The organism is Mycobacterium ahvazicum (genome assembly GCF_900176255.2).
GTDB lineage: Bacteria > Actinomycetota > Actinomycetes > Mycobacteriales > Mycobacteriaceae > Mycobacterium > Mycobacterium ahvazicum.
Window position 1 is genome coordinate 1123218 of the sequence record NZ_FXEG02000003.1, and the last position, 13848, is coordinate 1137065.

The following is a 13848-nucleotide window of genomic DNA, read 5'->3' on the forward strand; positions in this document are numbered from 1 at the left end:
TCAGCCCGACAAGTTGAAGTTGCCGTTAGCGCCGTAGATGGCCAACGAGACCAGCAAGGTCACCGAGACGACAATGATCAGCGACGTTCGCACCGCGGTCCCCACCGCAACCCCGACACCCGCGGGCCCCCCGCTGGCGAAATAGCCGTAATAGGTGTGGATGAATAGGATGGCCAGGGCCATCAGGATGGCTTGCAGAAAAGACCACAACAAGTCGGTGGGATTCAAAAACGTGGAGAAATAGTGGTCATACAGGCCGCCGGATTGGCCGAGGACGACGACGGTGGTGAATTGGCTGGCCACGAACGACAAAATGACCGCGATCGAGTACAGCGGCGTGATCGCCAACATGCCGGCAATGATCCGCGTGCTCACCAGGTACGAAATTGGGCGCATGCCCATGCTTTCGAGCGCATCGATTTCCTCGTTGATCCGCATGGCACCTAGCTGCGCGGTGACGCCGGCGCCAAAGGTGGCCGCCAGGCCGATGCCGGCCACAATTGGCGCCGAGATGCGCACGTTAATGAACGCCGCCAAAAAGCCGGTCAGCGCCTCAATACCGATGTTGCCCAACGAGCTGTATCCCTGAATGGCCAGCGTCCCGCCCGTGGCCAAGGTGAGAAACCCGACGATGACGACGGTGCCCCCGATCATTGCCAAAGTGCCTGCGCCCATGCTGATTTCGGCGAACAAGCGCACGATCTCTCGCCGGTAGCGGGTGGCCGCAAACGGAGCGCCCGAGATGGCTTTTCCGTAAAACATGATGTGATCACCCATGACGCCCAGTGCGCTGACTGGCCGGGTGATTTCACGGACCAGTCCGGGATACGCTGCTCGAAACGTCATCGTGCTGCCTACTTCGCCGTCATCTGAATACCGATGGCGGTCACCACAACGTTGATGACGAACAACGACATAAACGCGTACACCACCGTCTCGTTGACGGCGTTGCCTACCGCTTTTGCGCCGCCGCCGGTAATCGTCAGGCCGCGATAGCAGGCCACCAGGCCGGCGATGAGACCGAACAGCAGCGCCTTCACCGACGAAATAATCAATTCGGGCACCCCGGTCAACAAGGTGATGCCAGCTGCGAAGGCCCCGGGGTTGACATCCTGAACGAACACCGAGAACAAGTAGCCGCCTAAAATGCCGATGATGCACACCAGGCTGTTGAGCAGTAGCGCGACCACTCCGGACGCCAGCATGCGCGGCGCCACCAATCGCTGAACGGGATTGATTCCCAACACTTCCAACGCGTCGATCTCGTCACGAATGGTGCGCGAACCGAGGTCTGCGCACATCGCCGTGGCACCCGCGCCAGCCACAATCAGCACCGTGACCAACGGGCCGACCTGGGTGACGGCACCGAAGGCGGCACCCGCCCCAGACAGGTCGGCCGCGCCCAGTTCACGCAGCAAAATGTTGAGCGTGAAGCTAACCAGCACGGTGAACGGGATAGCCACCAGCAAGGTGGGCATCAGCGAGACTCGCGCGACAAACCATGATTGGTTCAAAAACTCCCGGCCCTGAAACGGCCTGCGCATCAGGAACTTAGCCGCGTCCGCCGCCATCGCGACCAAGCCACCGATGGCTTGCATGGGACCGGCCAGCTTCGCGCCGACCAGCGAAAGCCCCGGCGACCAAGCGCCAGACACTTTACTTACCACCGGTTTGGGCTCCTCGCATTCGTTAATAGCTGATCACCGCAGCTCACGCTGATGCCTCAAGACACCCAATCGGAGCTGCGTCGAGGAGCAACCCTCTCAGTCTGCTGAGACGTGGGCCACATAACCTCCCGCTTACCGGGAGGCCTTCCATCGCCACAGCGACCTCGCGTTAGGGACGCCGGCGTCGCGCGCCTGCCTGCCGTCGTCACCGACAGAGGACCACCCACCGGGACACCCACCTGACATCGCCGGTCTCGCCGCGCACTATCCCCTTGTGAACAGTCATCAGAGATACGTGGATCGTCGGGTTCTCATCACAGGCGCAGGGTCAGGGATCGGACAGGCAACTGTGCTTCGCATCTTGGAGGAAGGGGGGCGAGTTGTCGCAGCCGATATCAGCGAGTCGGGGTTGAAGGACACCGTGGCCAAAGCTGATCCCTGTGATGGCCGGCTCACGACGGTGCAGGTCGATATCGGCGACGAACAGTCCGTCCGCGACGGCGTGGCCCAGGCGACTACCAGCCTCGGAGGCCTCGACACCCTGGTGAACGCGGCGGGAATCCTGCGCTCGGCTCATTTCTTGGAGACCACACTGACCGACTTCGAACAGGTCGTCCGCATCAACCTCATCGGCACGTTCCTAATGACCCGCGCGGCGATCCCTGCGCTCCGCCACGGCGTCGGTCCAGCGGTGGTGAACTTCAGCTCCACCTCGGCGGTCTTCGCTCACCCCTATATGTCGGCCTATGCCGCGTCCAAAGGCGGCATCCAGGCGATGACGCACGCGTTGGCCATGGAGTTCAGCAAAGAGGGTATCCGGTTCAATTGCGTGCAACCGGGGTCGATTTCCTCCGGAATGACCGATGGCACAGGCGAATCCAAGCAGAGCGTCGGCCCTGGGCTCCCCGCTGATGTGGACTTTTCCCTATTCGGCAAGGTTCAGCCGGTCCTGCCGCTGGCCGACGGATCACTCTTCGCCGCACCGGATGCGGTGGCTGCCGTGGTGGCCATGCTCGGTTCCCCCGACGCTTATTTCGTCACCGGCACCGAAGTGCGCGTCGACGGCGGCTCCCATATGTGAGCCGTCGCCTGGCGGCAGGTACGAGTCGCTGCCGGAACTGTCGGGCCAATTGCCTTTTCGTGCAACATGTTCTGCGACCCTGCCCCTCAAGCCGAATGGAGCGAACTTGAAGACCCTCATTGTGAGTGCCGTCTTCGCCCTGGCTGCCTTGGCGCTGGCTCCCGTGGCCCGCGCCGAGATGCGAACCGGCAACTACCAACTCCTCATCGAGGGTAGATACGACTTCCATACCTGGATCTGGGCGATTTCGTCCTGCACCGGTGACTGTGTGAGCGTGCATGCCATACCCCAACCCGTGGCCAAGGCATTCGAGTACGACGGTGCCGCGCAGTTCACCGCGGGGCGCTACACGTTGACTGTCGACGTGCCCGACGGACTGCGCTGTGGTGACGTCTACTACGGACCCGTCGTGCCCACCCACGACATCTACTCATGGGATGCGTCCACACTGGCCGGCTCGTTGGAATCGTCGTTTTCCTCCGGCTGTAACGGGTCGCCCGGGGGGACCTATACATATCCCTTCACGCTGGCGCGGATGTAGGTCACGCCGCTGAATCTCGGCCCGCCCGCACCGAGTTCCAAAGCTCCCCAGGCTGATCCTCACGGTCTGCCGGTACAACGGTCACGTCGGTTCGGATTCGGCTCCCCGGGCCAGAGCTGTCACCATCTGAGGCATACTGACGCGCAACATCGCCCAGATCAGCGGCCCAGCGAACGGGATCCGCGAACGAAACGTCGCCTCCCACACGATACGAGAACCGCTAGGCGTAGCGGATATGCGAACGTCGGCGCGATGATCGATGACAGGGATTCCAGACACAATCGTGTAGGCATGATGGTGTGGCCGGTTGGCGATCAAAATCGTTTCACGCATCACTAAGCCACTCACCGTAATTCGGCGGATAGCCCCCTCTCTCGAACTGGCGGGTCCGGGGTCCTCCCAGCCAGCGGCCCGCACACCCGGTAACCATTCCGGCCATCGCGCTACGTCAATGAGCAAGTCGTAAACGTCGTGTACGGGCGCGGCACACGCCCGCTCGAAGCGGCAGGAAAAGCGCATAGCGTTGAAGCTACGTCAGCGCCGTGTGCGCCGAAATCCTCGTCCCCAACAATCGGGATGCTTCAGGTTCGGTGAACCGTGCCGCGCCGTGGCTGAATCCACCAGCTGTGATCGAGACGACTCCCGGTGTATGGACACTCGCACCTATCTGCCTGCGGACTGAGCTGATGATGATCAGAACCGCAATGCGTATGACGGAAGGCATCGATATGGATACGCCAGACGGAGACGACGTGGTCACCTATGAAGTGATCACCGGGGTGGCTCTGGTCACCATGAACCGTCCGCGTTACCGCAACGCGCAGAACTCGGTGATGACCTACGCTCTCGATGCCGCGTTCCAACGAGCGGTCGCCGATGACGACGTCAAGGTGATCGTGTTGGCCGGTGCGGGTGAGCATTTCAGTGCCGGTCACGACATCGGCACCCCGGGCCGCGACCATGACGTGAGCTATGACAATCGTGCCGTGTTGTGGTGGGACCACGTCGACAAGCCAGGCGGGGACCAGCGTTTCGCCCGCGAGATGGAGGTGTACCTGGGGATGTGCCGCCGCTGGCGCGAGATTCCCAAACCCACCATCGCGATGGTGCACGGCGCCTGCGTCGCCGGCGGTTTAATGCTGGCCTGGGTCTGTGACCTCATCGTGGCGGCTGAGGATGCGTTCTTCAGCGATCCCGTTGTACGCATGGGCATTCCGGGCGTGGAATACTTTGCCCACCCCTGGGTGCTCGGGCCCCGCTTCGCCAAAGAAATCCTTTACACCGGCGACAGGTTCAGTGCGCGCCGCGCCTACGAGATCGGAATGGTCAGCCGCGTCATCCCCCGCTCACAGCTGAGACACGAAACCCTCAGCCTGGCAACACGTATCGCGACGATGCCACCATTTGGACTCGCCCTGACCAAGCGCGCGGTCAACCAATGCGAAGACCACATGGGATTACGTAACGGCATGGACGCTGTCTTCGGACTGCACCACTTCGCGCACGCCCACAACGCCGAAATCGGCATCGGCTCGCTGGGCGGAATGGACGCCAAGGCCATGGCCGCAGCACCCAGTCACCAGGAATCCACTTCCGATGCTTAGCAACCAAATACGCATCCGGTTAGCGGCCGAGTTGGCGCAGGCCGAGCGCAGCCGTGAACCGATCGCTCCGTTAACGTCCGCGCACCCGGATATCGACGTTGTCGACGCCTACGAGATCCAGCTGATCAATATCCGCCAGCGGGTTGCTGAGGGTGCGCGTCGGCCACGCCCAACTCCCTCATCTAGGGAGTGTCAAGGATCAGCCGAAACCGCTGTAAAGGATCAACCGAAACACTGTCAGGCATCACCCGGAATCGAAACGTCAAGCATCAGCCGAGGTCATACAGCCCTCCTCTGAAGTAGGGCGGGCGGGGCTCGAACCCGCGACCAACGGATTATGAGTCCGCGGCTCTAACCAACTGAGCTACCGCCCCTGGTATTCAACGGGTTCGACCTTAGCCCCAGCTCGCACTCCCGGCGAAGCCGTGGTGCTTAGTCCGCGCCTCGCCCCGTCGCTTGCTGCAGCTCATCGATGAGCTCCGAGGCTTGGGCTTTCGTCAGATCGTCGGGAACATCCCGGCCGGCCTCCTGAGCCAGCGTGTGCAGGTAACTGCGCTGCGGCCCGGTCATCGGCTCGTCGCCGGTCACCCATTCCGACGTGTCTTTCTCAGGAGTCTCTTGCGGTGCGGCTTGCGTGTTGTTTGTCATGGACGACCGAATATCCATCGCACATGCGTTCGAAACATTCAGCTGAAGACCGTCTGACCGTCGACATCGAGCAGGTAGGTCTCGGTTCCGGACTCAACTCGGGGAGCGTCCCCACCCAGCGACACCGCGATTTTATTGCTGGCATTGCGCATCACATCGAGGGCGATCTCGACGGCCTCGGCCTCGGAAAACCGGGCGCGCACCTCGGCGACAACGTCGGCGTCGAGGTGCGCCGGCGTCCAAATTAACCCATCTACATACCGCAGCGCGGCTTTTGCGCGATCGTCGATCAGCTCCGACTGCTCGAACCGCCCGATGTCGTCGTACAGCGTCTCCGAGCCCCCGGCATCCAGCGCCCTGCTCTCCCGCACCGACTTGCACAGCCGGCAGTTGTGCGCGGCCGCCCCGCGCAGCCGAACCAGCTCGGAGGTCACCGGGTCAAGCGAGCGCATCCGTCCCACCGAGGGCAGGAACTCGTTGAACACCTCACCGGACGGGTCGGTGGCGTGATCCCACTCGATCGGCCCGCTTGTCCAACCCAACAAGCTCGAACCGACATCCAACGCTTCGAGTCCGGCCCGCACCCGCGGCACCAGGTCAGCGATGTACATCGCCACCACGACACCAAAGGTGTTGTCCCCCAACGCCTTGAACAACCGCGTCCGCTGCTCGACGGTGATCGCGGACACGTCGGCGCTGAACTGCTCCGCGAACTCGGCGACGACGGCCTCAACGTCGGACACCGGCTCGGAAACCGAGACCTCGACCGGCAGCGGCGGCAACGACATCGTCTGCGCACACACCCGCCGCACCAGGCCCACCAGACGGCCATCGGGCGACGCCAGCGAAACCAACCGCGTCAGCTGTCCGTTTCGAACCGTAGCGGGAACCACCATGCCCGATACGTTACGACTACTGCGCCTGGCTCACCGAGGACATATGGAAATCCGGGATCCGCAGCGTCGGCATCGCCGCCCGGGTCGCCCAGTCGCCCCACTCGCGCGGCAGCGTCTTCTCGCTGACGCCGGCCTCGGTCGCGCGCCGCAGCAGGTCCAGCGGGCTCTCGTTGAAGCGGAAGTTGTTGACCGCCGCGGTGACCTCGCCATCCTCGATCAGGTACACCCCGTCACGGGTCAGCCCGGTGAGCAACAGCGTGGTGGGATCGACCTCGCGGATGTACCACAGCGTGGTCAGCAGCAGACCGCGCTCGGTGCCCGCGATCATGTCGGCAAGGTCCTTGTCCCCTCCAGTCATCACCAGGTTGTCCGCCGCGACGGCCACCGGCGCGTCGAACTTCGCGGCGGAGGCGCGCGGGTAGGCCAGTGCGTTGATCACCCCCTCGCGGATCCAGTCGACCTGGCTGATCTCCATGCCGTTGTCGAACACCGACACCGTCTCCGAGGAACTGCTTGCCATCACGAACGGCGTGCATGCCAGCCCGGGCGCCATCGGATCGGAGAACAACGTCAACGGCAGGTCGGTGAGCCGCTCCCCCACCCGCGTTCCGCCGCCGGGCGCGGAGAACGCGGTCCGCCCCTCCTGCGCGCCGCGGCCGGCCATCGACCAGCCCAGGTAGATCATCATGTCGGCCACCGTCGACGGCGGCATGAGCGTCTCGTACCGCCCGGCCGGCAACGCCACGGTACGCTCGGCCCAGCCCAGCCGCAGCGCCAGGTCCTCGAGCAGCGAATCCGTCTGCACACCAACGAAATCGTGCGTCCCGACACCGGCCCAGGCGCTCGCGTCGCCGCGCTTGCCGTTGATCTCCACCGCGCCGGTCGGCTGGGTGTAACGCCGCCGCAGCCCCGTCGAGGACGCCAGGAACGTCGTCGAAACACTATGGTGTGCAAAGCCGTACAGCCGGTCGGTGCCGGCGAACCCGCGGCTCAGCGAAGCGGCCACATCGGTGAACACCTCGGCCCCGGTGCCGGGCACCGGCGCATCCCAATCGACGGGCACCCCGGTATCGGCCAGCAGCGGCGCGGCATCGCCGGCTTCCGGCGCGGCGGCGGCCGCGTCCTGGGACGCCGCCACCAGACTCGGGATCACCCGCGGGTCAACCTCGGCGGACGTCACCGTGCCCAAAGACGCGCTATCGCCCTTGCGCACAATCGAAATGACCGTGACCGTTCGGCTGTGCGAAAGCCCATTGGTGGTCATCGAATTGCCGGCCCACCGCAGCGTCGCTTCGACCTTCTCGGTGACCAGCACCATCGTCTCGTCGGCGCGGCCCAGTTTGGCCGCCTCGTCCAAGACGATGTTGACGACGTGTTGCGGTGTGATCATCGGCCGCCCTCGGTCCGGGTGTTGAGCACGTTGACACCCCGGAACAACGCCGACGGGCAGCCGTGGCTGACCGCGGCGACCTGCCCCGGCTGCGCCTTGCCGCAGTTGAACGCGCCGCCGAGCCGCCACGTCGACTGCCCGCCCACGGCTTCCATCGAATTCCAGAAATCCGTCGTGGTGGCCTGATAGGCCACGTCGCGCAGCTGGCCGTCCAGCCGGCCGTCGCGGATTCGAAAGAACCGCTGTCCGGTGAACTGAAAGTTGTAGCGCTGCATGTCGATTGACCACGATTTGTCGCCGACGATGTAGATGCCGTCCTGCACCCGGCCGATCAGATCGTCGGTGGAAAGGTCGTCGGGACTGGGCTGCAGCGACACGTTGGCCATCCGCTGGATGGGCACGTGATGCGGCGAGTCGGCATACGAGCAGCCGTTGGAGCGCGACTGTCCCAGCCGCGGCGCGAACACCCGGTCGAGCTGGTAGCCGACGAACATGCCGTCGCGCACCAGGTCCCAGCTCTGGGCGGCCACCCCCTCGTCGTCGTAACCGATAGTGGCCAAACCGAATTCGACGGTGCGGTCGGCGGTCACGTTCATCACCGGCGAGCCGTAGCGCATGGTGCCGAGTTTGTCCGGAGTCGCGAACGACGTTCCGGCATATGCGGCTTCGTAGCCGATCGCGCGGTCGTATTCGGTTGCGTGGCCGATGGATTCGTGAATGGTCAGCCACAGGTTGGTCGGATCGATCACCAGGTCGGTGGGCCCTGCGGTCACGCTGGGCGACTTGACCTTCTCGGCCAGCAGCGCCGGCAGCTGCGCGAGCTCGTCGGTCCAGTTCCACACCTCGTCGCCGACAAGCACCTCCCAGCCGCGTCCCATCGGCGGGGCCAGTGTGCGCATCGAGTCGAAGCTGCCCGCCGCGGGATCGACCGTCACCGCCTCCAGCGACGGCATCACCCGCACCCGCTGCTGGGTGATCTCCGATCCGAAGGTGTCGGCGTAGAACGTCTGCTCCTTGACCGCGGTCAGTCCCGCCGAGACGTGGTCGATGCCGTCGGCGCTCAGCAGCCGCCCGGAGTACTCCTCGAGCACGCCGATCTTGTCGGCCGCGGGGATGTCGAACGGGTCGATCCGGTAGTTCGACACCCAGGTGGCGTCGGCGTAGACCGGCTCGGCCGCCAGCTCGACGCGCTCGGTGTTCAGCGCCGCCAGCGTGGTGGCCACGTGCACCGCGCGCCGCGCCGTCTCAGCCGCGACCGAGGGCGCCAGCTCGGCGTGCGAGGCGAACCCCCAGGTGCCGTCGACGATGACCCGCACCGCCAACCCCACCTCACGGCTGACGACCGCGGTCTCGAGTTCACCGTCGCGCAGCTGGATGATCTCGGTGTTGATGCGATGAATTCGCAGGTCCGCGTAGCTGGCCCCGGCCGTCGTGGCCGCCGACAACGCGGCCTCGGCGAGCTCGTGTCGCGGCAGGCCGAGGAAGTCGGCATCGATCCCCCGATTCGGTGTCACGGCTCCCACCGTAACGACTGTGCACTCCAAACCCCGGCAGCGCCCGCTTTAATTAGCTGCATGGCCAGCCGGAGTCAGCCGCGATCCAGCGTGCTGGCCTATGGGTTGCTGGCCCCGAGCCTGTTCGGGGTCATCACCTTTCTGCTGCTGCCCATCCTGGTGGTGATCTGGCTCAGCCTGTACCGGTGGGACTTGCTGGGTCCGCTGCGCTTCGTCGGCCTGGCCAACTGGCGCTCGGTGCTGACCGACTCCGACTTCGGGCACTCGCTGTTCGTCACCGCGATCTTCGTGGCGATCGTGGTCCCCACCCAGACCGTGCTGGGCTTGGTTGTCGCCTCGATGCTGGCCCGGCTGCTGCCTGGCACCGGCTTTTTCCGGACGGTGTTCGTGCTGCCGTGGATCTGCGCACCGCTGGCGATCGCGGTGCTGTGGCGCTGGATCCTGGCGCCCACCGACGGCGCGATCGCGACCATGCTCGGGCACAGCATCGAGTGGCTTTCCGATCCCACCTTCGCTCTGCCCCTGGTGTCGGCGGTCGTCGTCTGGATGAATGTGGGCTACAACTCGCTGTCCTTTTTGGCGGGCCTGCTGGCCATTCCCAATGACATCCACGCCGCCGCGCGCACCGACGGCGCCAACGCCTGGCAGCGGTTCTGGCGCATCACCCTGCCGATGCTGCGCCCGACGATGTTCTTCGTGCTGGTGACCGGGATCGTCAGCACCGCACAGGTTTTCGACACCGTGTACGCGTTGACCGACGGCGGGCCGGGCGGCAGCACCGACCTGGTGGCCCACCGCATCTACGCCGAAGCGTTCGGTTCGGCGGCCATTGGCCGGGCTTCGGTGATGGCGGTGGTGCTGTTTGTGATCCTGATCGGCGTCACGGTCGTTCAGCATCTGTATTTCCGGCGGCGGATCACCTATGACCTCGTCTAGCCGCGTCGCCAACGCGCTGATCTACGCCGGCATGCTCGTCGGTGCGCTGATCACGTTGCTGCCGTTCGCACTTGGCCTACTGACCTCGTTCACCTCGGCGCACCAGTTCGCGACGGGCACACCGCTGCAGCTGCCGCACCCGCCCACGCTGGCCAACTACGGCGACCTGGCCGGTGCCGGATTCGGGCGCGCCGCGGCGGTGACGGCGTTGATGACGGCGGTGATCCTGGTCGGCCAGATGACGTTCTCGGTGCTGGCCGGCTACGCGTTCGCTCGGCTGGAGTTCCCCGGGCGCGACGTGTTGTTCTGGGTGTACCTCGCGACGTTGATGGTGCCCGGGACGGTCACCGTGGTGCCGATGTATCTGATGATGGCCGAGGCGGGTCTGCGCAACACGTTCTGGGCGTTGGTGCTGCCGTTCATGTTCGGCTCCCCATACGCGATCTTCTTGCTGCGCGAGCACTTTCGCCTGATCCCCAACGACTTGGTCAACGCCGCACGCCTCGACGGCGCCAACACCCTCGACGTCATCACCCACGTCGTTGTTCCGTCCAGCCGCTCGGTGCTGGCGACGCTGACGCTGATCACCGTGGTCTCGCAATGGAACAACTTCATGTGGCCGTTGGTGATCACCAGCGGCCACAAGTGGCGGGTGCTCACCGTGGCGACCGCCGAACTGCAGTCCCGCTTCAACGCGCAGTGGACGCTGGTGATGGCGGCGACCACGATCGCGATCGTCCCGCTGGCCCTGCTGTTCATCGCTTCCCAGCGACACATCGTCTCCTCGATCGTCCTCTCGGGTGTCAAGTGAACAGGCCGCGCTCCTCCACACTGGCCGCCGGTGCGCTGGGACTGGTCGCGGTGCTGTTGGCCGCCATCGCCATGCTGCTGAACTATTCCGGCGATCCCCACGGCAACAAGATCGTGGTGCGCGTGCGGGTCTGGGGCACGCCGATCGCCGACGCCTACCGGCAGTCGTTCGCGGAGTTCAACCGCACGCATCCCGATATCGAGGTGCGCGTCGACCTGGTGGCCTACGCGACGTACTTCAACACGCTGCGCACCGACGTCGCGGGCGGCAGCGCCGACGACATCTTCTGGCTGTCCAATGCCTACTTCGCCGGCTACGCCGACAACGGCCGGTTACTGAACATCAGCAAAACCTTTAGCCCGGACGCGATTTCGGATTGGGAACCGGCGGTGGTCGACCAGTTCACCCGCAACGGCTCGCTGTGGGGCGTGCCGCAGCTGACCGACGGTGGTATCGCGGTGTACTACAACGCGGACCTGCTTGCCGCCGCCGGCATCGATCCCGGCCAGCTGAACAGCCTGCGGTGGGATCCCGACGGCGACGACACCCTGCGCCCGACCGCGGCCCGCCTCACCGTCGACGCCGGCGGAAAGGCTGCGGGTACACCGGGTTTCGACCCCGGCCGGATCCGGCAGTGGGGCTACAACGCGGCCAATGACGCCCAGGCGATCTACCTCAACTACATCGGCTCGGCGGGCGGGGTGTTCCAGCGCGGTGACGAGTTCGCGTTCGACAATCCTCAAGCCGTCGCGGCCTTCCGTTACGTGGTCGGCCTGATCAACAACGACCACGTCGCGCCACCGGCCTCGGACACCAACACCAACGGCGACTTCTCCCGCAACCAATTCCTCGCCGGCAGGATGGCGCTGTTCCAGTCCGGCACCTATAACCTGGCGGCGATCGCGCGTGACACCCAATTCCGCTGGGGCATCGCGATGCTGCCGATCGGACCCGCGGGCCGGATCAGCGTCACCAATGGCATTGCCGCGGCTGGTAATTCGGCTACCAAGCATCCCGACGCGGTGCGTCAGGTGCTGGCCTGGATGGGCAGCAGCGAAGGCAATGCCTATCTGGGCAATCAGGGTGCGGCGATCCCCGCGGTGCGCTCGGCCCAGCAGGTGTACTTCAAGTACTGGGCGGCGCGCGGCGTCGACGTCCAGCCCTTCTTCTCCGTCCTGCAGGGCCCGCGCATCCCGGCGCCGGGTGGTCCGGGCTTCGCGGCCGGAGACGCCGCGCTGCAAAGCTATTTCGACGAGATGTTCCTCGGCCGCGGCAACGTCGCAACCACGCTGCGGCAGGCACAGGCAGCGGCCAATGCCGCCGCGCACCGCTAGTCGGTTTCGTTGAGCGCGCTGTGGTGGCGGCCCCACCCGAAGTAGAAGATCAACGCCACGAAGATCCAGCCGCTGAACGCGATCCAGGTGTACCAGTGCAGGCTGGACAGGATGTAGCCGCAGGCCAGCACCGAAAGCACCGGCGTGACAGGGTAAAAGGGCACTTTGAACGCGCGGGGCAGGTCCGGCTCGCGCACCCGCAGAATGATCACGCCGACCCCGACGACTATGAACGCGGTCAGCGTGCCGATGGACACCATGTCCGCCAGCTTGTCCAGCGGGACGAGGCCACCCAATGTCCCGGTGGCGACGGCGACGATCACCGTGTTCGACACCGGAGTCAACGTGCGCCTGTTGATCAATGCGAATCGCGACGGCAGCAGCCCGTCGCGGGCCATCGCGTACAAGATGCGGGTTTGGCCGTACATCGTGATCAGGGTGACGGTGAAAATCGAGATGACCGCGCCCGCGCACAGAATCGTGCTGGCCCAGCGTTGATGTGTGACGTTGTCGAGGATGGTCGCCAGCCCGGCATCCTCCTGCCCGGCGAAATCCTGCCACGGCTGGGTGCCCAGTGCGGCGAGCGCGACGAGCACGTAGACGGTGGTGACCGTGGTCAGCGCCGCGATCAGGGCGCGCGGCATGGTCTTCTGCGGGTCCTTCACCTCTTCGCCCGCGGTGGACACGGCGTCCAGGCCAATGAACGAGAAGAAGATCGTGCCCGCCGCCGAGCCGATTCCGGCCACGCCCAACGGGGCAAAATCCTTGAGCTGGTTGGCGTCGAATGCGGTGAACGCGATGATCACGAACATGCCCAGCACGCCGAGCTTGATCATCACCATGATCGCGTTCACCCGCGCCGATTCGCTGGCGCCGCGGATCAGCAACAGCGCGCACATGGCGATCAGGATGACCGCCGGCAGATTAACGTAGCCGGGGTCGGAATCCCACGGCGCCTCCGACAACGCATGCGGGAGCTCGAATCCGAACAAATTGTGCAGCAGCTTGTTGACGTAGCCGCTCCAGCCCACCGACACCGCCGCGGTCGCTACGCCGTACTCCAGCAGCAGGCAGGCCGCGACCGCCATCGCGACCACCTCACCCAGCGTCGCGTACGCATACGAATACGAAGACCCGGAAACCGGGACGGCCGAGGCCAATTCGGCGTAGCAGATAGCGGCCAGCCCGGCCGCGACGCCGGCGATGATGAACGAGACGATCACCCCGGGACCGGCTTCCGGCACCGCCTGCGACAGCACGAAAAAAATGCCGGTGCCGATCGTCGAACCGACCCCGAACATGGTCAGCTGGAACGCGGTGATGCCGCGTTTGAGATGCTCCGCGGCCCCGGCTGCGACGGGCGCGCCGGATACCGGGCGGCGCCGCAGCATCTGTGCTGTCAGGCTGATCGAGCTGGCTGGCAAAT

General features: G+C 65.0%; 14 protein-coding genes, 1 tRNA gene and 1 pseudogene. 7 read left to right on the forward strand and 9 right to left on the reverse strand.

Going from position 1 to position 13848, the window contains the following annotated elements:
• Entirely contained in the window at positions 1–846 is an 846-nt protein-coding gene (locus tag MAAFP003_RS17980) for an ABC transporter permease (RefSeq protein WP_096289033.1), read from the reverse strand.
• A gap of 8 nt (positions 847–854) precedes the next feature.
• On the reverse strand, positions 855–1598 hold the full coding sequence (locus MAAFP003_RS17985) for an MlaE family ABC transporter permease (protein ID WP_096291256.1): 744 nt from the start codon (positions 1596–1598) through the stop codon (positions 855–857).
• A gap of 343 nt (positions 1599–1941) precedes the next feature.
• Here MAAFP003_RS17985 and MAAFP003_RS17990 point away from each other — a divergent pair, with 343 nt between their 5' ends.
• Entirely contained in the window at positions 1942–2748 is an 807-nt protein-coding gene (locus MAAFP003_RS17990; protein ID WP_096289035.1) for an SDR family NAD(P)-dependent oxidoreductase, read from the forward strand.
• Between the two features lie 106 nt (positions 2749–2854).
• Entirely contained in the window at positions 2855–3289 is a 435-nt protein-coding gene (locus tag MAAFP003_RS17995) for a hypothetical protein (protein WP_423790909.1), read from the forward strand.
• Positions 3290–3370: 81 nt separating this feature from the next.
• On the opposite strand, the gene MAAFP003_RS30130 is transcribed toward MAAFP003_RS17995, so the two are convergent.
• Positions 3371–3808, reverse strand: a complete 438-nt coding sequence (locus MAAFP003_RS30130) for an SRPBCC family protein (RefSeq protein WP_096289037.1) — start codon at positions 3806–3808, stop codon at positions 3371–3373.
• A gap of 209 nt (positions 3809–4017) precedes the next feature.
• Here MAAFP003_RS30130 and MAAFP003_RS18005 point away from each other — a divergent pair, with 209 nt between their 5' ends.
• Together MAAFP003_RS18005 and MAAFP003_RS18010 are read left to right on the forward strand one after the other, a co-directional pair.
• Positions 4018–4893, forward strand: coding sequence for an enoyl-CoA hydratase (locus MAAFP003_RS18005; RefSeq protein WP_096289039.1), 876 nt, complete (start codon positions 4018–4020; stop codon positions 4891–4893).
• Positions 4886–5053 (forward strand): annotated as a pseudogene (locus tag MAAFP003_RS18010) (2-keto-4-pentenoate hydratase); the annotation flags it as partial. The gene MAAFP003_RS18005 and the pseudogene MAAFP003_RS18010, both read left to right, overlap by 8 nt.
• Before the next feature lie 140 nt (positions 5054–5193).
• Here the strand turns inward: MAAFP003_RS18010 and MAAFP003_RS18015 are convergent.
• The 5 genes from MAAFP003_RS18015 to MAAFP003_RS18035 form a co-directional block, all read right to left on the reverse strand.
• Positions 5194–5267 (reverse strand) — tRNA-Ile (locus MAAFP003_RS18015).
• A 58-nt stretch (positions 5268–5325) separates the two neighbouring features.
• Entirely contained in the window at positions 5326–5541 is a 216-nt protein-coding gene (locus tag MAAFP003_RS18020) for a DUF3072 domain-containing protein (protein WP_096289041.1), read from the reverse strand.
• Between the two features lie 38 nt (positions 5542–5579).
• A complete protein-coding gene (locus MAAFP003_RS18025; protein WP_096289043.1) occupies positions 5580–6437 on the reverse strand; it encodes a carboxymuconolactone decarboxylase family protein in 858 nt (285 codons plus the stop codon).
• Between the two features lie 16 nt (positions 6438–6453).
• Positions 6454–7827: a TldD/PmbA family protein gene (locus MAAFP003_RS18030; RefSeq protein WP_096289045.1), complete on the reverse strand. Its 1374-nt coding sequence runs from the start codon at positions 7825–7827 to the stop codon at positions 6454–6456.
• Entirely contained in the window at positions 7824–9341 is a 1518-nt protein-coding gene (locus MAAFP003_RS18035; RefSeq protein WP_096291258.1) for a TldD/PmbA family protein, read from the reverse strand. Before MAAFP003_RS18035 ends, MAAFP003_RS18030 begins: the two co-directional genes overlap by 4 nt.
• A gap of 60 nt (positions 9342–9401) precedes the next feature.
• Between MAAFP003_RS18035 and MAAFP003_RS18040 the strand changes: the two genes are divergently transcribed.
• From MAAFP003_RS18040 to MAAFP003_RS18050, 3 genes are read left to right on the forward strand one after another with little or no spacing between them, the layout of a single operon-like run.
• Positions 9402–10277 (forward strand): carbohydrate ABC transporter permease, encoded by an 876-nt coding sequence (locus tag MAAFP003_RS18040; RefSeq protein ID WP_096289047.1) that lies wholly within the window; start codon positions 9402–9404, stop codon positions 10275–10277.
• The gene (locus tag MAAFP003_RS18045) at positions 10264–11088 is read left to right on the forward strand and encodes a carbohydrate ABC transporter permease (protein ID WP_096289049.1); all 825 of its coding nucleotides are present in this window, start codon (positions 10264–10266) and stop codon (positions 11086–11088) included. Before MAAFP003_RS18040 ends, MAAFP003_RS18045 begins: the two co-directional genes overlap by 14 nt.
• Positions 11085–12422, forward strand: coding sequence for an ABC transporter substrate-binding protein (locus MAAFP003_RS18050; protein ID WP_096289051.1), 1338 nt, complete (start codon positions 11085–11087; stop codon positions 12420–12422). Before MAAFP003_RS18045 ends, MAAFP003_RS18050 begins: the two co-directional genes overlap by 4 nt.
• Here MAAFP003_RS18050 and MAAFP003_RS18055 read toward each other — a convergent pair.
• On the reverse strand, positions 12419–13846 hold the full coding sequence (locus tag MAAFP003_RS18055; protein WP_096289053.1) for an APC family permease: 1428 nt from the start codon (positions 13844–13846) through the stop codon (positions 12419–12421). The two genes, MAAFP003_RS18050 and MAAFP003_RS18055, sit on opposite strands and share 4 nt — an antisense overlap.
• Between the last annotated feature and the right edge of the window lie 2 nt (positions 13847–13848).

What these genes read in the sequence shown, in the direction of transcription:
- MAAFP003_RS18030 (WP_096289045.1), bottom strand. Translation starts at nt 7,827, where the DNA reads ATGATCACACCGCAACACGTCGTCAACATCGTCTTGGACGAGGCGGCC.
- MAAFP003_RS18020 (WP_096289041.1), bottom strand. Translation starts at nt 5,541, where the DNA reads ATGACAAACAACACGCAAGCCGCACCGCAAGAGACTCCTGAGAAAGAC.
- MAAFP003_RS18040 (WP_096289047.1), top strand. Translation starts at nt 9,402, where the DNA reads ATGGCCAGCCGGAGTCAGCCGCGATCCAGCGTGCTGGCCTATGGGTTG.
- MAAFP003_RS18025 (WP_096289043.1), bottom strand. Translation starts at nt 6,437, where the DNA reads ATGGTGGTTCCCGCTACGGTTCGAAACGGACAGCTGACGCGGTTGGTT.
- MAAFP003_RS18045 (WP_096289049.1), top strand. Translation starts at nt 10,264, where the DNA reads ATGACCTCGTCTAGCCGCGTCGCCAACGCGCTGATCTACGCCGGCATG.
- MAAFP003_RS17980 (WP_096289033.1), bottom strand. Translation starts at nt 846, where the DNA reads ATGACGTTTCGAGCAGCGTATCCCGGACTGGTCCGTGAAATCACCCGG.
- MAAFP003_RS30130 (WP_096289037.1), bottom strand. Translation starts at nt 3,808, where the DNA reads ATGCGCTTTTCCTGCCGCTTCGAGCGGGCGTGTGCCGCGCCCGTACAC.
- MAAFP003_RS17985 (WP_096291256.1), bottom strand. Translation starts at nt 1,598, where the DNA reads ATGCAAGCCATCGGTGGCTTGGTCGCGATGGCGGCGGACGCGGCTAAG.
- MAAFP003_RS18005 (WP_096289039.1), top strand. Translation starts at nt 4,018, where the DNA reads ATGGATACGCCAGACGGAGACGACGTGGTCACCTATGAAGTGATCACC.